The sequence below is a fragment of the Streptomyces sp. NPDC056361 genome, assembly GCF_042262805.1.
GTDB lineage: Bacteria > Actinomycetota > Actinomycetes > Streptomycetales > Streptomycetaceae > Streptomyces.
Genome location: NZ_JBHJQI010000019.1, coordinates 1 through 20,645, shown reverse-complemented (window position 1 = coordinate 20,645; position 20,645 = coordinate 1). Strand labels below are relative to the sequence as shown.

Genomic DNA, 20,645 nt, shown 5'->3' with positions numbered 1-20,645 from the left:
CCGGGACCCGCGTACCCGGGCGGGACGCCTCACGCCTCGCCGTCCGCCGCGAGGCGGTAGCCGACACCCCGCACGGTGTGGACGACGGGCGGGTCGCCCAGTTTGCGGCGGAGCTGGGAGACGAGGACGTCCAGGACGTTCGACTGCGGCTCGGCCATCTCGTCCCAGCAGCTCTCCAGCAGCTCCGCCCGGGACACCGCCTGATCGGCACGCGTGGCGAGCGCCTCCAGGACGGCGAACTCGCGGCCCGTCAGGGTCAGCAGCACCCCGGCGCGGTGGACGCGCCGGCGCGCGGTGTCGATCTCCAGGTCGCCCACCCGGTGCACGGGCGGGCGGACGACGGCGGAACGCCGGCACAGGCTGCGCACCCGCGCGACCAGCTCCGGCACGGCGAACGGCTTGACCAGGTAGTCGTCACCGCCGCTCGCGAAGCCCTCGACGCGGTCGGCGACCGAGTCGCGCGCGGTGAGGAAGAGCACCGGCACCGCCCGGCCGCTCCGGCGCAACCCCTCCACGTACGCGGCGGCGTCCCCCGACGGAAGCATCCGGTCGAAGACGGCGCAGTCGTACGCGGTGACGAACAGCGCCTCGTCCGCCCGGGGCAGATCCGCGGCCTCGTCGACGGCGAGGCCCGCGGCACGCAGCGCCGCCGCCACCCCGAACCGCAGGTTGTCGTCGTCCTCGACCAGTAGCACTCGCACGCCGCACACCCTAGGCGATGCCCCCTGACGCCTCGGGACACGCCCGCGAGCCCCCGGCCTCACCGACGAGGCACCCTCTAGATCGCGGGCCCCGTGCTGTCGCGGACGACGAGTTCGGGGCGGAGGAGGAGGCGGGAGGTCGCGGAGGGGCCGGGGGAGGTGGTGTCGCGCAGGAGGAGCTCGATGGCCTGTCGGGCCATCTCACGCTTGGGGAGGGCGACGCTGGTGAGCTCGGGCCGGGAGAGGAGCGCTTCGGGACTGTCGTCGAGTCCGACCACGGAGAGGCCGTGCGGTACGGAGCGCCCGGCCTCGCGGGCCGCGACGAGGGCGCCGGCGGCGAGGACGTCGTGGGTGGCGAAGAGGGCGGTGGTCGCGGGCGCCGCCGCGAGCGCCGCGTGCGCGGCGGCGATGCCGCCCCGGAACGACGGTTCGGGCGCGATGTGGATCGCACGGTCCGGGACGGTCACCCCGTCGGCGGCGAAGGCGCGCCGGAACCCCTCGACGCGTACGGAATGGGCGGGGCTGGCCAGGACGGCCACCCGCTCGTGCCCGAGTTCGCGCAGATGGCGTCCGGCGAGGTAGCCGCTGTAGTCGTAGTCGATGGTGACCACGGGGAACCGTTCGGGCACGTCCGTCTCCCAGGCGCACAGCACGACGGGGAAGCGGGCGTGGGCCAGCAGGGGCAGATGGTCGATCAGGTCCTGGTCGCCCGCGATCAGCAGGGCGTCCACCGACCGGCTCGTCAGGCCGGCCAGATGGCGCCGGGCCCGCTCTCCGTCCCGGCGGGTGGTGCAGAGCAGCAGGCGGTGGCCGTGCTCCTCCAGGACGTCCTCGACGGCTTCCACCACGTCCGCGTAGAAGGCGGTGGAGACGGTGGGCACGAAGAGGCCGACCGTCCTGGTGTTGCCGGTCGCCAGCGACCGGGCCACCAGGTTGGGCAGGTACCCGAGCTCGTCGATGGCCGCCCGCACCCGCGCCTCGGTCGCCGGACGCACCGCCACCCTGCCGCTGATGACGTTGGAGACGGTCTGCTTCGTGACGCCCGCCCGCTCCGCCACGTCCTGCATCGTCACCATGGCGCGCCCTCGTTTTACCGATCAAAGAGGAAGGCAACGTAGCCCCGCCCGGCCCGCCGGTCAAGGGTGGGCGCAGGCCTCCGGTCAGGGCGGCCGTCGATCCGTGGAGATGCGAAGGATTCTGCGTCCACGTCTTGTTTTACCGGTCAAATGCGCCGTACGTTCTGCGCCGAGCTGCTCGATGCCATGCGGTCCAGCGCGTCGCCACGCGGTCCAGCATCGCCACGCGGTCCAGCGCGTCGCCATGCGGTCCAGCGCGTGGCCACGCGGTCCCCCACGTCGAAGGAGTACCTGTGCCAGGCACCCGAAGGAGACTCGTCGGAGCTCTCGCCGCCACGGCCATGGCCATGGCGGGCGGCAGCGCCCTGACGGCACCGTCGGCGTCCGCCGACGCGTCCGCCGCCCCCACGTACACCGTCACGGTCGGCGCGAAGGGGTCGTGGACCCATCCGGACGACACGCCCGCCGGCACCTACATCGACAAGGACGGCACCTTCTACTTCCAGCAGGCGCACGCGCTGTACGGCGCGAACGACCCCCGGAAGTGGACGTTCTACACGGGCACGAACTTCGACACCGCCACCCGGTCCGCGGCGATCAGCGGCGCGGCCGACCCCGCGAACCCCGCCGACAGGAACGACGACACGACCTGGCGGTGCGACAACAGCCCCACCGGCGTCGAGGCCACCGTGGCGCCGGCCGGCTCGTCGTACGCCCACCGGAACTACTGCGACCTGGCGGGCGTGTGGGTCGACCCGGACACCGGCGACTGGTACGGCCTCGTGCACAACGAGTTCACCCCCCAGCCGTTCGGCGACGGGGTCCACTACGACGGGATCGACACCGCGGTCTCCACGGACCAGGGCCGCACGTGGCGCGTCAAGGGCCACGTCATCACCTCGCCGTACAGCACCGAGCGGGGCGACACCGCCGCCTTCCCGCAGCAGACGTACCACTACGGCGACGGCGACCAGCGACTGTTCGCCGACACCGCGTCGGGCTACTTCTACGCCTTCTACGGCTCGCGCGTCGTGGAGAAGGGCGGCGGCTGGAAGGCCTTCCACGCGCACGTGGCCCGCTCGCCGATGTCCGCGAAGATGGCGCCCGGCTCGTGGCAGAAGTGGTACGACGGCGCCTGGTCGGAGCCCGGCGTCGGCGGCAGGGAGAGCAACATGGTGCCGGTCGGCGCGGGCAGCACCACGGGCTACACCCCGGTGTCCGGCGAGTACGACCCCGCCACCGCCGGCACGGTCGCGCAGCAGGTCGCGGCGGGCCGGATGCCGCCCACGTCCCCGCTGTTCGTCATGGACATCACCTACAACGCGTACCTGGGCCTCTACATCGGCCAGCCGCAGGCCGTCGACCAGAGCGGCAAGGCACCCCAGCAGATCTACGCCACCACCGACCTCACGACGCAGAAGTGGTTCCTCCTCGGCGACACCGGCAGCCACACCAACGCCTCCTGGTACCGCTGGTTCCTCGACGGCGTGAACAAGACCGGCTCCGGCATCGTCGGCAGGAACTTCCGCTCGTACTGCTCGTTCGGCTGCTCGGGCGGATCGTCGAGCGAGTACGTCGACCTCACGGTCGGCTCCTCCGCTCCCGCCGCACCCGTCGACCCGAGCAGGACCTACCGGATCGCCGGCGCGGGCGGCCGCGTCCTCGCCCAGGTCTCCGGCGGCTCCGCCACGACCTCGGTGGCCGCCGGCACCGGATCCGCCCTCGAATCGTGGGTGTTCACCGCCGGCGGCGACGGCTCGTACCGCATCTCCAACGCCTCCACCGGCCGGCTCCTCGGCGTCGACTCCGCCACCACCACCCAGCGCGCCTGGGGCACCAGGCCCACGGTGACCGCCATGCCGGCCGGCGGGCCCAGCGTCGGACAGCAGTGGTTCGTCATCCCCGGCGCCTCCGCCGCCGACGGCACCGCGACGGGCACGTACCGACTCGTCAACCGCTACAGCGGACTCGTGATCGGGCTGTCGGCCGACCCGGCACGCCTCGCCGAGACCGTCCCCACCCGCGCCTGGACCAACACCACCGGCAACCCGGTGGGCGGGACCCGCGGCGCCGGCGAGCAGACCCTCACCCTCACGCCCACCGGTGCGGCGCCGGGCCCCGTCCCCGACGGCACCCACACCCTCGTCACCGGCGGCCGGGCGCTCGACGACCCCGACCACAGCACCACCCCCGGCACCCAGCTGATCACCTGGAGCCCGACCGGCGGCGCCAACCAGAACTGGAACCTCACCCGGAAGACCGACGGCTCCTACGAGATCGCCAACGCCGAGTCGGGACTCTGCGCGGACGTCGAGGGCGGCTCCACCAGCGCGGGCGCCAAGGTGATCCAGTGGACCTGCACCGGCGGACCGAACCAGCGGTGGAACCTCACCCGGCAGGCGAACGGCACCTACACGGTCGCGTCCCTGAAGAGCGGCCTGCTGCTCACGACGGCCTCGACCGGCAACGGCTCCGCGGTGACGCAGCAGCCGGACACCGGCTCGACGCGGCAGCAGTGGACGATCACCTGAGGTGACGGCGGGCGCCCTGCCGCCGCGTCACCGGCGCGGCGGCAGGGCCTGCTCCGTCCAGATGGTCTTGCCCGAGCGCGTGTACCGGCTTCCCCACCGGTCGGTGAGCTGCGCGATGAGGAAGAGACCCCGCCCGCCCTCCTCCGTGGCGTGGGCCCGGCGCATCCTGGGCTGCGTTCCGCTGCTGTCGGAGACCTCGCAGATCAGCGACGCCGCGCGGATCAGCCGGAGCCCGACCGGCCCGCCCGCGTACCGGATGGCGTTGGTGACGAGCTCGCTGGCCACCAGCTCGGTGGTGAAGGCCAGTTCGTCCAGGTCCCAGCGGGACAGCTGCGCGAGCACGCGCGCGCGGGCCTCGGCCACCACCGAGGGGTCGGCCGCGAACGTCCACTGGGCACTGTCCTCCGGAGAGACCCCGCGGACCGTCGCGAGCAGCAGCGTCACGTCGTCCGACAGCGGACCCGGCACCAGCCCCCGCACCACCCCGGGACCGATCTCCTCCAGGGGCCGCCCCGCTTCCAGCGACGCCGACAGCGCCTGGCGGAAGGCGGCCATTCCCTCGTCGAGGTCGGCGTGGCCGCGCTCGATCAGACCGTCCGTGTAGAGCGCGAGGAGACTGCCGTCCGCCACTTCCACCTCGACCGGCTCGAACGGCAGGCCGCCGACCCCGAGCGGCGGACCGGGACTGAGGTCGACGTACGCGACGGTGCCGTCCGGGGTCGCCACGGCGGGCGGCGGGTGCCCCGCGCTGGCCACGAGGCAGCGCCGGGTCACGGGGTCGTACGTCAGGTACAGGCACGTGGCGCCGAACGACCCGAACGCGATCTCGGTGCCGGGCGGCCGGCTCGCCTGGCCGCCGTCGGCGTCGATCGCGAACTGGGACACGAGGTCGTCCAAGTGGGTCAGCAGCTCGTCGGGTTCGAGGTCCAGGTCCGCCAGGGTCCGTACGGCGGTGCGCAGCCGTGCCATCGTCGCCGTGGCCTGCAGACCGTGTCCGACGACGTCGCCGACGACCAGCGCGACCCGCGCGGAGGACAGCGGGATGACGTCGAACCAGTCGCCGCTGACGCCCGTGGCCGTGTCCGTCGGGAGGTAGACGCTCGCGGTGCGCACCGTGGGGGTGTCGGTCGACGACGAGGGCAGCAGGCTGCGCTGGAGACCGACCGCGGCGTTCCGCTCGCGGGCGTACCGGCGCGCGTTGTCCACGACCAGGGCGGCACGGGAGGCGATCTCCTCCAGGAGGGCCAGGTCCTCGCCCGTGAACGGCGGACGGTCGTCGCCGCGGGCGACCCGGATGCGGCCGAGCACGGATCCCCGCGCCCGCAGCCACGCGCTCATCCCGTGGGCGAGGGCGAGGGTGTCAGGCGCCTCTACGCCCTCCGCCGCATGGGCCGATCCGTGATGCGACGCCCGGTTCGACCAGACCCGGCCCGACAGCGCCCCGCCGGTGTCGACCGCGACCCGCGCACCGGTCGCGAATCCGCCGGGGGAGGCCCCGGGGACGTCGCCGGCCACCGCCGTCCGGCGCAGCGCGTGGTCGTGATGGCTCTCGGGGCCGGGCTCCTCGTACGTGAAGACGGCCTCGGCGACGTCGACGACGGCCACGTCGGCCAGCGCCGGCACCAGCACGTCCGTCAGGTCCCGGGTGATCTCCTCGGCGGACAGGTTCGTGCTGAGCACCGTCGTCGCCCGGTGCAGCAGGTCCAGTCGGCGCCGCGTGAGCCGCTGCTCCGTCACGTCGACGAACAGGGCGGTGACCCCCATCACGAGCCCCTTCGCCCCCTGGAGGCGGAACGCGGACAGCGCCATGATCCGGCCCGGTCCCGGATCGACCACCGTGCGGACCTCCGCGTCGAAACCGACCAGCGGGACCCCGGTCGCCAGGACCTCCCGCAGCCGCTCGTCGATCACCCGGGCGTCCTGCTCCCGGAGGAAGTCGCCGAGCCGCGCCCCGTACAGCTCGCCCGGCACGCCGGAGTAGGGGAGGAGGTGGGTGTTCGTGCGCACCAGCCGCAGCTCGTTGTCCAGCACGGCGAGACCGATCCGGTCCTGGAGGAACAGCTCCCGCATGAAGGCGTGGCTCTGGCGCCACTGGGCGACCAGCACGCGCGGGGCGCCGAGCACCAGGAATTCGCTCGACCGGCCGGTCCGCTCGCCGGCGACCAGCGGCAGGACCCGGAACTGCACCTCGCCGCCGGAGTCAGGGGCGAGCTCCGCCCGGCCCTCCCAGACCGGCCCGTCACGCTGTCCGAGGACGCTCCGCCAGTTCGCGGGCACGGCGAGGAGATCCCACACCCGCCGCCCGTGGAGTTCCGCGGCGGAGCGCTTCAGCAGGGTCTCCGCGGCCGGTGTGCACCTCAGGATCGTCCCCTCGGCGTCCACCACGAGGGCGGCGGAGTGCCCCGCGTCGAGTGGGTCGTCGCTCCCGGGGATCATCGGAATCCCCCTCCGTTCGGCGCTTCAGCGGCCGGGACCGCCGCTCCTCACCACTCTGCCCGGCCGCCCGCCCCTCGGCATGCCGTACTCCTCCGAATGGCACCGGACCCGGGCGGCCGGGCGGCCGGGCGGCCGGGCGGGCGCGTCAGCGTGCGGCGGGCCGGGCCGGAGCCGTACGCGCCGTGCCGACCGGGCCGATGGCGGTGGCGGTGGACCAGGCGGCCAGTCCGGCCCCCAGGCATCCCGCCCGGTCCCCGAGTGCCGCGCGGACCACCTCAGGCCGCCGCTGGAACGTCAGCCGCCGGTCGAGGGCGGCGCGCAGCGGGTCGAGCAGCAGTCCGCCGGACTCGGCGAGACCGCCTCCGACCACGACGACCTCGGGCGCGAGCAGCGTCGCCGCCGTGGCCAGCGCCGCGGCGAGGGCCTCGACGGCGCGGTCCCACACGGCCCGGGCGTCGGCGTCGCCCCGCACGAGCATCGCCGCCACCTCGGCGGCGCCGTCGACCTCGCGCCCGACGCGCGCCCCGTAGGCCGCGCCGATCGCCGCCGCCGACGCGACCGTCTCCAGGCAGCCGCGGCCGCCGCAGGCGCAGGGCTCGCCGCCCGGCTCGACCACGACGTGGCCCAGCTCGCCCGCGTAACCCCCGGCGCGCACCGCCCGCCCGTCGCTGAACACGGCCGCGGAGATGCCGGTCCCGACGGGCACGAACCACGCGTCCCGCACCCCCCGCGCCGCCCCGAGGCGGCACTCGGCCGCGCCTCCGGCCCGTACGTCGTGCCCGAGCGTGACGGGCAGCCCCGACGCGCCTTCGAGCACGGCGGCCAGCGGCAGGTCGCGCCATCCGAGGTTGACCGAGTGGACCGCCGTCCGCGTCTCCTCGTCGACGATGCCCGGGACCACCACCCCGGCGCCCCGCACGGTCAGCGCCCGGGCGGCCGCGCTCTCGTCGAGGCCGCGCAGTACGGCGGCGATCTCGGCGACCACCGCGTCCGGCCCGGCCCGCCTGGGCGTCGCCCTGCGCACGGTGTGCAGGGCGTTCAGATCGCGGTCGAGCAGCGCGCCCTTCATCCCGGTCCCGCCCACGTCCAGCGCGATGACGCAGTCGGACCCGCCGGGCTCGTCACGCGGGACGGACATCGCTGTGCTGGGCATACCGGGCGGCTCCTTGGGGAGAGGGTGCACACAGAGGGATTCGATGCGTGAACATGCTCGTAACATACGAGTTTCACGCAACTTCGAGCATGCAGGTGTGAGATTACGAGGCGGGGGCGACCCGCGTCCAGAGGGAACGGGGCCGGTCGCCGGACTGGCTGCCACCGGACGGGGGCGGCCGCCGGGCGGGACGTCCGCCCCGCCCGGCGGCCGGTGCGATCAGAGGGCCGGCCGGTCGTCGACGCGGACCAGCCGGTGCCCGCGCAGGGTGTACAGCCGTCCGAGGCCGTCGACGTTGACGTGCGGGCCGCTGTACCAGGCGCCGTCGATGTCGGGGACGACCGTGCTCACGGCGAACGTCTTCGGATGGAAGCGGAAGAGGGTCGTGTCCGAGACGCCGTAGACCACGCCCCGGCTGGTCGTCATCGCCGCGAAGCCGGGGCAGACGGCCCGTACGTCGGCGGTGTGGACGAGCCGGCGGGTCGGCAGGTCGACGACGAAGAAGCCGCCCTTGCGGGCGAGTCCGTACAGGTGCCGGCCACGCACCGCCAGCGCGGCCACACCCGTGGAGAAGGGGAGGTCGAGGCGCCACGCCTCGCGCCCGGCGACCGGGTCGAACGCCACGAGCGTGCCGCGCGGTCCCTGGGCCGTGGGATTGTCGCCGCCGAGGTACGCGACCCCCTCCCGCGCGGCGACCGCGCGCACCAGCTGGACCCCGTCCACCGGGTTGACGTACACCGCCTTGGCGCCGCTCCCCGGCGCGTACGTCCACAGCGAGCCGCCGCCCTCCGTGTCCGACTGCGCGCCGACGAGGAGCAGCCGGTTGACGGAGTCGAAGCACACGTCGAGCGGCCGGTTCTGCTCGCTCGGGAACTTCGCCAGCTGGTGGGGCTGTTCGTCGGCCGACGGGTCGTACGTCCACATGCCCTGTCCGCTGTACTGACCGGTGTACAGGACCCCGTCCAGCACCTCGGCGTCCTTCGCCTCGCCGGGCGCCCGGAGGTTGACCACCGCTCCGGTCCGCAGGTCGTGGCGGGCGATGACGTTGTTCCCGCCGACGTAGACGTGGCAGCCGTCGGCGGCGATCCCCATCGCGGTCTGCGGGCTGACGGGCGCGCCCGCCTCGCCGAGGTCGGTGACGACGCACGCGCCGGAGGCCGTGTCGATCTCGCCGACGAAGCCGTAGCCCGAGACCACGGCGAGGGTGCCGCGGGTGTGGTCCAGGCCCCAGATCTCGCCCAGGTCGGGGCCGTCGTGCGCGAGGGGGGCCACGGTTCCGGTCGACGGCGTGAAGGAGTGCAGGCCGCCCTCGCCGGCGAAGTAGATCCGGTCGCCGTCCGTCGCCAGGTTCTTGACCACCGTCCCCGCGGTCGTCGTCACGGTGTACGAGGAGAGGTCGGCCAGGTCCATCACGGCGAGCTTGGCGCGCTCGGTCGAACCCGAGGTGCCGACGACGAGGCGGTCGCCGAAGACGGCGATCTCGCGCAGGCTGGGGTCCCGCCGCATCTCGGCCGGCGTGACGTCGGCGAAGGTGCGTGCCGCACGGTCGTACGCGTAGAGCGACGCCTTGCTCGTGCCGTCGCCGCCGGCCAGGACGCTGCCGGCGCCGAAGAAGACGGTGGTGTCCGTGGCGGCGACGGCCCTGGCCAGGGTGGCGTTCGGGTCGGGGACGCCGAGCTTGGTGACGCGCCCGGTGCCGGGGTCGTACATCCACAGCGCGGGCGCCTTCCCGGGCACGCCGCCCACGGCGTACACGGTGCCGTCCGGGGCGACGGCGAGTTCCCGGATGTCCCGGTCCTCGGTGCGGCCGACGGGGACGGCGGGCCCGTCGGGTGCGGTGAGGTCCCAGCGGAAGAGGTTCGGCAGGCCTTCGTCGGCCTTGGTCAGGATGCCGGCGTACAGGTACCGGCCGGTGGGGTCGGCCGCGAGGGCCTGGACCGAGTGCCCCGTCCCGAGGTCGGTCCTCGCCACCACCGTGCGCGTCGGCAGGTGGAAGGCGATCAGCCGCGTCGGGGTGAGGTTCCTGGAGCCGATGTACACGGTGTCGCCGACCAGCAGACCGCTCATGAGCGCGAACTGCTCGATGGCGGGCCCCAGGTCGGTGACGGTGGTGGCGGCGGACGCGGTCGACGCGGCCCGTGCCGGTGCGGCGAGCAGCGGTGCCGTGGCGGCGGCGATGCCGAAGGCGCCGCCGGCGCGCAGGAGTTGGCGCCGGTCCATCGACGGAGGCTGTGGCATGGGGACTCCTTGGGTCGTGGGGAGGGGTGACGCGGGGGCGTGAGTGCGGCGGGACGGGTGCGGCCGTCAGGCCGAGGTGGCGAGGGCGGCGTGGTGCACCGGGTGCGCGAAGGGCAGCCCGGAGCAGTAGCGGGCGATCTCGTCGAGGGCGCTGCCGGTGATGCGGAGGAGTTCGCCGCCCAGCGAGCCGGCGATGTGCGGGGTGAGGAGGACGTTCGGCAGCGAGTACAGCGGCGACGCGGCGGGCAGCACCTCCGGTTCGGTGACGTCCAGGACCGCGTGGAGGCGGCCGGCCACGGCGTGTGCGGTCAGGGCCGCGGTGTCGACGAGCGACCCCCGCGCCGTGTTGACGAGCGTGGCGCCGTCCCGCATCAGGGCCAGCCGTCGCGCGTCGATCAGATGGCGGGTCTCCGGAAGTTCCGGGGCGTGCAGCGAGACCACGTCCGAGGCGGCGAGGAGTTCGTCGAGCTCGACGAGCCGGACCCCCAGCGCGGCGGCTCGGACGGGGCCGACGTGGGGGTCGGCGAGGAGGAGGTCGAGGTCGTGGGGCCGCAGCAGTTCGAGCACCTTGCGGCCGACGAGCGAGGCTCCGACGACGCCCACGGTGCGGCGGTGGTTGCCGAACCCGGGGAAGAGGCGGGACCAGTCGAGCGGGTCGCGGTGTTCGCGGTAGAGGGCCCCGATGTCCAGGACGCGCTTGTTGGCGAAGAGGATCGCGGCGACCGTGTACTCGGCGACGGGCACGGCGTTGGCCGCAGCGGCCGACGACACCGTGATGCCGCGCTCCCAGCAGGCCGGGGTCACGTGGTGCTTGACGCTGCCGGCCGCGTGGACGATCGCCTTGAGGGCGGGTGCGCGCGCCAGCACGTCCTCGTCCACGACGGGGCAGCCCCAGGAGGTGACGAGGAGTTCGGCCTCCTCCAGGGCGGGTTCGCGGGCGAAGTCCTCCGTGACGCGGTCCGGGTCGATGTCGACGTACGAGAGGAGGCGCTCGACCTCCGGGGGAGGGAACAGGGCGTCGCGGTGCCGCCGGGCCATGGCGAACAGCGCGCGGGGGCGCCGGGCCGCGGCCGGGGTCGGGTCAGGGGTCGGGTTCATGGATGGACTCCAGTCAGTGGCGGTCTACTTGACGGCGCCGGCGGTCATGCCGGACTTCCAGAACCGCTGCAGCATCAGGAACACGGCGATCAGCGGGGCCACGGCCACCAGCGAGCCGACGACGGCCAGCAGGTAGTCCTCGGGATGGCCCTGGGAGAGCGCGGACGAATACCACACGTACAGGCCGAGGTTGACGGGGTAGAGGTCCTGGTCGGACAGCATCACCAGGGGCAGGAAGAAGCTGTTCCAGATCTGCGTGAACTGGAACAGGAAGATGGTCACGAAGCCCGGCGCCAGCATCGGGAAGGCGATGCGGCAGAACGCCCGGAACTCGCCGGCCCCGTCCATCCGCGCCGCTTCGAGGACCTCGTCCGGTACGTAGGACGCGCTGAACACCCGTGCCAGGTACACCCCGAACGGGAACACGAGCCCGGGGGTGAACACGCTCCAGAAGGTGTTCACGAGTCCGGCTTCGGCGGCCAGCAGGTACAGCGGGATCGCCAGCGCGGTGCCCGGCACCATCACGCCCAGCAGCACCAGGGAGAACAGCCGTTCCTTGAAGGGGAACGCGAGCTTGTCGAAGGCGTAGCCGGCCGCGACGGCGAACACCGACGCCAGCAGGGCGCCGACACCCGCGTACGCCACGGTGTTGGCCACCCAGCGCAGGTACACCCCGCCGTCGGCGGTGAACAGGTGCCCCAGGTTCTCCGTCAGGTGGACCTCGTCGCCCAGCGCGAAGCCGTTCGTGCCGAAGAGGTCGTCGCGGCTCTTGGTGGAGGACAGCAGCAGCCAGGTCAGGGGCGCCAGCGTGTAGAGGGTGGCGAGGCCGAGGAGGGCGGTGACACCGGTGCGCGACAGCAGGGCCGAAGGCGTCGGCCGCTTCCGGCGGCGGGGGACCGGGCGCGGGACGGGCCGGGACGGGGGCGCCGCCGGCGACGCCGCGGTGGTGCGGGCGGGGGTGGAGGTGGGGGTCATGAGGTGCTCCCGCGGCGTGAGATACGGGTGACGGCGAAGGACAGCACCGCGGCGAACAGCGCGATCAGCAGGGAGGCGGCCGCGGCCAGGCCGAAGTCGTTGTTCTGGAAGGCGGCGGTCTGGACGTACATGTTGGGGGTCCAGCTGCTGCCGATGGCGCTGGACGCGTTGTAGATGACCTTCGGCTCGGTGAACAGCTGGATCGAGCCGATGACGGTGAACAGCACCGCGAGCGCCACCGCGGGGCGGATCATCGGCACCTTGACGGACAGCGCGGTCCGTACGGCTCCGGCGCCGTCGACCCGTGCGGCGTCGAGCGTCTCGCGGGGCACCGCCTGCAGCGCGGCGTAGAAGATGACCATGTTGTAGCCGGTCCACTCCCACACGGCGATGTTGGCGGCGGAGAGGACGGCGTTGTCGGCCGACAGGAAGCTGATCCCGATCCCCCCGGATTCGAGGAGGCCGACGACCGGGCTGAGACCGGGCGTGTAGAGGTACACCCAGATCAGCGCGGCGATCAGCCCGGGTACGGCGTGCGGGAGGAACAGCGCCAGCTGGAAGAAGGACCGGGCCTTGGCCAGGCCGCTGTCGAGCAGCAGGGCGAGCGCCAGGGCCCCGCCGATCATCACCGGGATGTAGACGGCGCAGTACGCGGCGATGACGAGGAAGCCGTCGCGGAACTCCGGGTCCGCCAGGGCCCGCAGGTAGTTGTCCCATCCGGCGAAGACGCTCTCGGTGCCGCCGAACCCGAGGCCCGACGTGCGGGTGGTGAACAGGCTCAGCCAGGCGGAGTACAGCATCGGGGCGAGGGTGACGGCCGCGAAGAGGCCGAGGAACGGAGCCAGGAGCAGTGCGGCGGTCCCGCGCTGGCCACGGGTGGAGGGGCTTGCCATGACGGCCTTTCGGGGGTGGGGCGAGGTGCGGGCGGAGGCGGGGCCGGGACCCCGCCGCCGTGCGCGGCGGGGGCACCGGTGGGCGACCTCGGCCGCTACGGAGCGGTGACCTTCATGCCGCGCTGCCGCATCTGGGCGACGGTGGTCCGCTCGGCGAGCGAGAGCACCGCGGGCAGGGACGCCGAGCCGTCGGCGACCTTGGGGAGTTCGTCGACGATCGCGGTGTTGGTCGCCCCCGTGACGGGCCCCCAGGTCCAGCCGGGCCGGATCGCCGCGTACGAGGCCGCCGCGACGGCGTACACGTCCTGCCCGCCGTAGTACCCGGTGGCGAACGCGGCCTTGGTGACGGGGACGAGCGCCGGGTCGGCGGGGAACATGCTGCTGGTGCCGGAGGACACCCACGCCTTCATGCCCTCGGGATCGGTGGTGATCCACTTGATGAACTCGGCGGCGGCGCCGCTGTTGTCCGCACCCTTCGGGATCACGAAGGACGAGCCCCCGTACATGGCCGAGGCGGGCTTGCCGTCCCAGGTGGGCACGGGGGCCACGGCCCACTTGCCCTTCTGGTCGGGGACGGTCGCCTGGTGGGCGCCCGCGCACCAGCTGGCGCAGACGTAGGCGACGGTCCTGTTCTTCTGGACTCCGGTCCAGAACGGGTCGAGCGAGCTCACCGAGTCGACGAGGTCCTCGCGGGCGAGGTCGCCCCAGTAGGTGGCGGCCTTCCGCGACGGGGCGTCGTCGAGGGTGACCTTCCAGGCGTCCTGCCCGGTCTCGAACCACCGTCCGCCGGCCTGCCAGGCGAGCGCGGTCAGCAGGCCGGGGTTGTCGGTGTAGAGGACCCCGCCGCGGGCGTTCGGGTCGGCCTTCCTCACCTGCTCGGTCATGGTGCGGTACGCGTCCCACGTGGTGGGCACGGCGATCTTGTGCCGGGTGAAGAAGTCCTTGCGGTACATCAGGGTCAGCGGGGCAGCGTCGCGGGGAACCGCCCACGTCCTGCCGCCGAGGTCGACGAGCTGGCGGACCGGCTCGGGGAAGCGCTCCTTGACGAGCGGGCCGAGCGATCCGCTCAGGTCCTCCAGCTTGCCCTGGGACGCGAACTCGGGCAGGTGCGGGTACTCGACGACCGCGACGTCCGGTGCCGTGCCGGCCTTCACGGCGTTGGTGAGCTTGGAGTAGTACTCCTGGCCCGACGGCACGGTCTCGAAGGTCACCTCGATGTCCGGGTGGCTCCGGTTGAAGGCCTCCGCCACGTGGTCCGAGCCCTTGAGGAAGGACCAGAAGGTGACCTTTCCGGTCTTCGACGCCGTCGGGGCGGCGGCTTCCCGGCCGGCCCCTCCGCAGCCGCTGACGAGGAGGGAGAGGGCGGCGACGGAGCAGGCCAGGGCGGCCGTTGTTCTGCGAAGCATGTTGTACACCGATCGTTCGCTGGGGTGTCGAACGGAATCATTCGACAGTCAGCATGCTTCGTCAATGCTTTCTGTTTCATTCGATTCGAAACGAAAGCAAATGATGCGAGGGTCGGTGTTCCCCGGGTCTCCCGCCCTCCGCTACGGGCGGCCACCGGCGACCGGGCCGCCCCCGCTGGAGGCGCGGACCCGCAGCTCCGGGCGGAGGAGCAGCTCCGCGAGGGGAGCCTCCGGCTCGGCCAGGCGGCGCCTCATCAGGTCCACGGCCCACGCGCCGACGGCCCTCTTCGGCGGCGCCACGGCGGTCAGCGGCACATCGCTCAGCTCGGCGACCTCGTCGTCGTACGTCACGACGGCCAGGTCCTCGGGAACGCGAAGGCCCCGCGCCTGCAGCAGGCCGACCAAGGTGACGGCGTCGAGGTCGTTGTGCACCAGCGCGGCCCGCACGTCACCCGCCTCGACCGCCCGCGCCAGCTCCTCGAACCACTCGCCGGACGCGGCCCCCTCCACCGGGCCGATGCGGTACTCCGGCCCCGCCTCCAGTCCCAGATCCCGGCACGCTGCCAGGTAACCCTCCCTGATCAGCGGGGTGTTGGGGCTCTCCGCCCGTGCGGCCAGGGCGATCCGCCCGTGCCCCAGCTCCGCCAGGTGCCGGACCGCGAGGCCCGCGCCGTGGGCATGGTCGGACGCGACCTGCTCCACCCGGCCCGCCCGCGCCCCGGCCCTCCGGTCCACGAGCACGACCGGCACGTCGAGGCCCGCGGGCCACTGCTCCGCCCGCCCGGCGGGTTCGAGACCCGCGCGGGGCATGAGCAGCAGGCCGTCCGCGCCCGCCGCCACCAGTCGCCGCGCCTGCTCCTGGTTCTCCGCGAGCGTCTCCCCCGACACGGCGAGCACGACGCGCACCCCGTGCGTCCGCGCGGCGTCCTGCACGCCGCGGATGATCTCCGGGTAGTAGTAGTCCCCGGGCGGCACCACCAGGCCCAGCACGCACTCCCGCCGTGCCTCCGGACGCCCCGTCGCCCCCGGTGTGGTCGCCTGCTCCGCCGCGGACGGCGACATCGCGCCCCCGTGCACCCGTACGACGAGCCCCCGGCCGGCCAGGTCCCGCACGTCCTGTCGCACGGTCACGGCGGAGACGCCGAGCTCCGCCGCCACGTCCTTGACCGTCACCGTCCCCCGGCGCTCCACCATCCGCAGGATCGCCTCACGCCGCTCTTCCGTCAGCACCCCGACCACTCTTCTCCTCCTGAGTGAAGCCGTTTGCTTTCACTCGACAAACGAAAGGTACCAACGAAGGATCGGACCGAAGGGTGGCGAGCACCCGCTCCCGGGCGGGCCGTCGGTGGAGCGCCGGACGATCTTGTTCCGTCAAGGCTTGCCAGGCATGCGATGTTCACGCAAACATGTAGGCGTCAAGCGTCTTCTCGCCCCCGCGACAGCGCGCCTCCCCAGCACAGGAGCACCCGTACATGCCTCTCCTCCAGATCGACGACGGCGGCTTCACACTCGATGGAGAATCGTTTCGGCTCCTGTCCGGCGGGCTGCACTACTTCCGGGTCCACCCCGACCAGTGGCAGGACCGGCTCCGCAAGGCCCGGCTCATGGGCCTCAACACCGTCGAGACCTACGTCCCGTGGAACCTCCACCAGCCGCGCCCGGACCACTTCGTCATGGACGGCGGCCTCGACCTCCCCCGCTTCCTCGACCTCGCCGCCGCCGAAGGGCTCCACGTCCTCCTGCGCCCCGGCCCGTACATCTGCGCCGAATGGGAAGGCGGCGGACTGCCCTCCTGGCTGCTCGCCGAGCCCGACATACGGCTGCGCTCGCGCGACCCGCGCTTCCTCGCGGCCGTCGACGACTACTTCACCCGACTGCTGACGCCGCTGCGGCCGTACCTCGCCTCGCGGGGCGGCCCCGTCCTCGCCGTGCAGGTGGAGAACGAGTACGGCGCGTACGGCGACGACACGGCGTACCTGGAACACATCGCCGACTCGCTGCGCGCCTGCGGCGTCGACGTCCCGCTGTTCACCTGCGACCAGCCGGTCGACCTGGAGCGCGGCGCCCTGCCCGGCGTCCTCGCCACCGCCAACTTCGGCAGCGGCGCCGCCCGGGGTCTGGCCGCGCTGCGCGAACAGCAGCCGAAGGGCCCGCTGATGTGCACCGAGTTCTGGATCGGCTGGTTCGACCGCTGGGGCGCCCACCACGTCGTCCGCGACCCCGACCACGCCGCCCGCGAACTCGACGAACTCCTCGCCACCGGCGCCTCCGTGAACTTCTACATGTTCCATGGCGGCACCAACTTCGGCTTCACCAACGGCGCCAACGACAAGCACACCTACCGCCCCACCGTCACCTCCTACGACTACGACGCCCCCCTCGACGAAGCCGGCGACCCCACCGCGAAGTTCACCGCCTTCCGCGACGTCATCGCCAAGTACGCCCCCGTGCCGAGCGCACCCGTCCCGCCGCCGGGCCCCAAGCTCGCCCCCCGGACCGTGCGCCTGACCGAGAGCGCCGGACTGCTGGCACACGCCGCGACCCTCGGGACGGCCGTCGACTCCCGCCGCCCCCTCACCATGGAGGAGCTGGAGCAGGACTTCGGCTTCGTCCTCTACGAGACCGTCCTGCCCCTCAAGGGACCGGCCCTCCTGGAGGTCGAGCACGTCCGCGACCGCGCCCAGGTCTTCGTCGACGGACAGCCCGTCGGAGTCCTGGAGCGCGAGAACCACGAGCACGCCCTCGCCCTCACGGCCCCCCGCGCCGGCAGCACGCTCACCGTCCTCGTCGAGAACCAGGGCCGGGTGAACTACGGTCAGGGCATCCACGACCGCAAGGGCCTCCTCGGCAAGGTCCTCCTCGACGGTGCCGAACTCGCGGGCTGGACCAGCCGCCCGCTGCCCTTGACCGACCTCGACGGCCTCCCCTTCGCGCCCGCCACCACCACGCCCCTCGGCCCCGTCTTCCACCGGGGCACCTTCGAGGTGACCGACCCCGCCGACACCTTCCTCCACCTCGACGGCTTCACCAAGGGCAACGCCTGGATCAACGGCTTCGCCCTCGGCCGCCACTGGTCCCGCGGCCCGCAGCGGTCCCTCTATGTCCCCGCCCCCGTCCTGCGCGCCGGCACGAACGAGATCGTCGTCCTGGAGCTCCACGCGGCGCACCGCGCCCGCACGGTCGAACTCCGTGCCACGGCCGACCTCGGGCCCACCGAGGAGTAGCCCGAGCGGCCCGCGGCGGTACGCGAGAGAGCCGGGTCCGATCATCCGATCGGACCCGGCTCTTCGGGCGTCCTTTCCAGTCCGGTCATCCCGGTCAGGTCAGGCCAGTAGGGTCAGGCCGGTCCGGTCATCCCGGTCCGGTCAGCCCTGACGCAGCTGCTGGGAGGCGGAGCCGTCGCAGGTCCGCTGGACGACGGCCGTGCCGTCCGCCGTGGAGGAGCCGGCCACCCCCAGGCACTTGGCGCTGTGCCGGGCGGTCAGCGTGAGGTACCCGTCACCGGTGGTGCGGACGGCCCACTCCTGGTTGCGGCCGCCGTTGCAGGCGTACTGGAAGACCTCGGCGCCGTCGGCCGTGGACAGGTTGCTCACGTCGAGGCACTTCCCGCTGTGCCGGGCGACGACGGCCACGTAACCGCTGCTCGCGGGGCGCAGCGACCACTGCTGGTTGGTTCCGGTGTTGCAGCCGTACTGGACGACGGCCGCGCCGTCGGCCGATCCGGCGCCGCTGACGTCGAGGCACTTGCCGCTGTGCCGGAAGGAGAGGCTCTTCCAGGTGTCCGGGGCCGTGCCGGGGAAGGTCCAGGACTGGTTGCCGCCCGTCGTCGGCTGGTGGACGCCGACCGGAGCGCCGTCGGCCGTCGAGGCGCCGGTGACGTCAAGGAGCTTGCCGCTCGCCACGTTGACCAGGGTGTGGTGTCCGTCGCCCGTGGTCGAGCGGATCCACTGCTGGGAGGTGGCGGAGCCGGCCGAGGCGAAGCCGAGGGCGCCGTTGGACACGGAGAGCGCCTTGCCGGTCTTCGTGCTGGTGATCCGGTAGGCGGCGGTGTTGCCCCAGTCGCCGGCGGACAGCTTGGTGAAGGTCCACTGCTGCGCGGTGTCCGCGGGGGCGGAGGTGCGCTGCACGACGGTGCTCTTGCCGCCGACGGTGGCCACGGCCAGCGCCTTGCCGCTGTTGTCGTTGAGCAGCTGGCGCGTGGCTCCGGTGGGCGCGGTCGTCGCCGCCGTGTTCACACCGCTGACCGTGGGCAGGACGAACGTGGTGACGGAGCCGGGGCCGACGGTCGCCTTGAACGTCCGGCCGGTGACGGCCGCGTCGCCCTCGCGCTGGAGGTTCCTGGTCCCGTCGGTGGTCCACCGCTCGACGGCCCCGTCCGCGGCCGTCTGGAAGCCGTCGAGGTTGAGCGTGACCTCGCGCGACTCGCCGGTCGGGTTGGTGTGGACGACGACCAGCCCGTTGCCGCCCGGCCGTATCGCCGCCAGGGTCTGCGGGTCGTCGGTGTTGAGGACGCGCGAGCCCGGGCGGACGAAGCGGCTGTAGTTCCCCATCGCCCAGTACTTCTTGTTCTTCCGCAGCGGCTCGGTGGCCGCGTCGGCGGGGGTGAAGTCGGTCTGGATGAGACCCCAGTTGGAGTTCTCGCGGCCCGGCGTCATGTTCTCGTAGTCCTCGACGGCCTGCCACAGGACCCAGGCGCGCGGCTCCAGCTCCCGGATGTCGTCGTTGATGCGCTGGGCGAGGTCGAGGGCGGGGCTCATGTCGGTGAAGCTCTGGGCGACGCTGCCGCCGAGGTCCACCTCGGACATCCACAGCGGCGTGGCCTCGCCCTTGGCGATGTCACGGACGCCGGTACGGCCGTTCGTCCCGTAGGTGTGCGTGTTGAGCCGGCCCACCGCGTCGCGGACGGCGGGGGCGTACGCCTCCCAGTCGGAGCGGAACTTCCCCGGGTTCGTCTCGTCCATGGCGGCGATCGGGGTCGTCACGCCCTTGGCGTCGAGCGCGGCGCGCAGGGTGCTGATCATGCGGGCCTGGGAGGCCGGGTCCCAGTGCGAGCCCTCCTGCCGGCCGCCCGCGTGCCAGTAGTCCGTGTCCGGCTCGTTGATCGGCGACACGGTGTCGAAGGTGACCCCGGAGGCGGTCTGGGCCCGCTGGAGCGCACCGGTGAGATAGGCGGCGAAGCGGTCGTACTGGTCGGACCTGAGGTTGTCCTGCCAGCCGTTGACCGCCCCGGAGACCAGGCCGCTGTTGGTCATGAAGTACGGGGCGGAGTTGGAGAACGCCTCGAAGGTGGTGGCGCCGCGGGCCTTGGCGGCCGTGAGCCACCAGCGCTGGTTGGCGTCGGCGTTCGGGTTCCAGTGGGTGGGATCGGCCGGGTTCCACCAGCCGGGGGTCTCCGCACCGGGCCGGTTCCAGTACCCGGGGACGGCCGCGCCGGGCCGCATGTACGGGGTGGTCTCGGGGCTGTCGCCGCCGCCGATGTTGTAGCGGGCGATGGTGAACCCGAGGCCGTCGGCGCCGTAGAGGGCGTCCGCGAGCGCGTCGCGCTGCGCGTCGGGCCACCCGCCCGTGACGTTGGCGAACCAGGCGAGGGCGGTGCCCCAGCCCTGGAACGACGGCTGCTGGTAACTGGGGTCGAGGCGTACGGTCAGCGCCGCGGCGGGGGCCTCCGCGGCGTTCGCCGGCGACGAACCGGGGCCCACGGCGGTGAGGGCCGTCGCGGCGAGGACCGTGGTGGCGCCCAGCGCGGCCAGGCTCCGGGAGAGCCGGGGCCGGGGCGACGCCGACCGGTGGGGAGTGGGAGACACGACCTGCTCCTTCGAGGGGGGACGGGTGGGCGGTGGGTGCGGAGCCCACCGCCCTGCCTCCCGAACGGGGCCGGGAGGCAGGGGTGACGCGGGCCGACCGGGGCCGGCACGTGCGGTGACGTGCGGAAGCCCGGGTCGGGGCATATGAGTGGCGCGGGCGGCGGGGCCGGGACGTGCGGTGACGTGGGGCGACCCGGCCGGCAGCTCCGAGTCGTACGACCTCGATGTCTCCTGGGCCACCCGGCTCACCTGGAGCGGCGAGTACGTGCACGCCGCGCCCTTCGAGGAGCACGGCTTCCGCGACATCAAGATCTCGGTCAAGCACAACGACCCG

General features: G+C 73.2%; 13 protein-coding genes. 2 read left to right on the top strand and 11 right to left on the bottom strand.

The features are described from left to right. Positions 1–29: 29 nt before the first annotated feature. Both ACFCY7_RS08885 and ACFCY7_RS08880 read right to left on the bottom strand, forming a co-directional pair. Positions 30–695, bottom strand: a complete 666-nt coding sequence (locus tag ACFCY7_RS08885; protein WP_376482767.1) for a response regulator transcription factor — start codon at positions 693–695, stop codon at positions 30–32. Positions 696–778: 83 nt separating this feature from the next. After that, a complete protein-coding gene (locus tag ACFCY7_RS08880; RefSeq protein WP_376482684.1) occupies positions 779–1,777 on the bottom strand; it encodes a LacI family DNA-binding transcriptional regulator in 999 nt (332 codons plus the stop codon). 341 nt (positions 1,778–2,118) lie between these two features. On the opposite strand from ACFCY7_RS08880, the gene ACFCY7_RS08875 reads away from it, so the two are divergent. Then, on the top strand, positions 2,119–4,308 hold the full coding sequence (locus ACFCY7_RS08875; RefSeq protein ID WP_376482766.1) for an RICIN domain-containing protein: 2,190 nt from the start codon (positions 2,119–2,121) through the stop codon (positions 4,306–4,308). A 27-nt stretch (positions 4,309–4,335) separates the two neighbouring features. On the opposite strand, the gene ACFCY7_RS08870 is transcribed toward ACFCY7_RS08875, so the two are convergent. The 8 genes from ACFCY7_RS08870 to ACFCY7_RS08835 all read right to left on the bottom strand — a co-directional run bounded on the left by ACFCY7_RS08870 (position 4,336) and on the right by ACFCY7_RS08835 (position 15,737). Beyond that, positions 4,336–6,744 carry a SpoIIE family protein phosphatase gene (locus tag ACFCY7_RS08870; RefSeq protein ID WP_376482683.1) on the bottom strand — a complete coding sequence of 803 codons (2,409 nt, stop codon included), beginning with the start codon at positions 6,742–6,744 and terminating at the stop codon, positions 4,336–4,338. Between the two features lie 145 nt (positions 6,745–6,889). Continuing rightward, positions 6,890–7,897 (bottom strand): ROK family protein, encoded by a 1,008-nt coding sequence (locus ACFCY7_RS08865; RefSeq protein WP_376482681.1) that lies wholly within the window; start codon positions 7,895–7,897, stop codon positions 6,890–6,892. Positions 7,898–8,116: 219 nt separating this feature from the next. Further along, complete coding sequence (locus ACFCY7_RS08860; RefSeq protein WP_376482679.1) at positions 8,117–10,135, bottom strand: PQQ-binding-like beta-propeller repeat protein; 2,019 nt, start codon at positions 10,133–10,135, stop codon at positions 8,117–8,119. 66 nt (positions 10,136–10,201) lie between these two features. Then, positions 10,202–11,233 carry a hydroxyacid dehydrogenase gene (locus ACFCY7_RS08855; protein WP_376482677.1) on the bottom strand — a complete coding sequence of 344 codons (1,032 nt, stop codon included), beginning with the start codon at positions 11,231–11,233 and terminating at the stop codon, positions 10,202–10,204. Between the two features lie 24 nt (positions 11,234–11,257). Continuing rightward, positions 11,258–12,208, bottom strand: coding sequence for a carbohydrate ABC transporter permease (locus tag ACFCY7_RS08850; protein ID WP_376482675.1), 951 nt, complete (start codon positions 12,206–12,208; stop codon positions 11,258–11,260). Beyond that, positions 12,205–13,101: a carbohydrate ABC transporter permease gene (locus ACFCY7_RS08845; RefSeq protein ID WP_376482672.1), complete on the bottom strand. Its 897-nt coding sequence runs from the start codon at positions 13,099–13,101 to the stop codon at positions 12,205–12,207. Before ACFCY7_RS08845 ends, ACFCY7_RS08850 begins: the two co-directional genes overlap by 4 nt. Positions 13,102–13,196: 95 nt before the next feature. After that, positions 13,197–14,507, bottom strand: a complete 1,311-nt coding sequence (locus tag ACFCY7_RS08840) for an ABC transporter substrate-binding protein (RefSeq protein WP_376482670.1) — start codon at positions 14,505–14,507, stop codon at positions 13,197–13,199. A gap of 141 nt (positions 14,508–14,648) precedes the next feature. Then, a complete protein-coding gene (locus ACFCY7_RS08835) occupies positions 14,649–15,737 on the bottom strand; it encodes a LacI family DNA-binding transcriptional regulator (protein WP_376482668.1) in 1,089 nt (362 codons plus the stop codon). A 242-nt stretch (positions 15,738–15,979) separates the two neighbouring features. Here ACFCY7_RS08835 and ACFCY7_RS08830 point away from each other — a divergent pair, with 242 nt between their 5' ends. Then, positions 15,980–17,731, top strand: coding sequence for a beta-galactosidase (locus tag ACFCY7_RS08830; RefSeq protein WP_376482667.1), 1,752 nt, complete (start codon positions 15,980–15,982; stop codon positions 17,729–17,731). Positions 17,732–17,872: 141 nt separating this feature from the next. On the opposite strand, the gene ACFCY7_RS08825 is transcribed toward ACFCY7_RS08830, so the two are convergent. Beyond that, positions 17,873–20,311 (bottom strand): RICIN domain-containing protein, encoded by a 2,439-nt coding sequence (locus tag ACFCY7_RS08825; protein ID WP_376482665.1) that lies wholly within the window; start codon positions 20,309–20,311, stop codon positions 17,873–17,875. Positions 20,312–20,645: the final 334 nt, after the last annotated feature.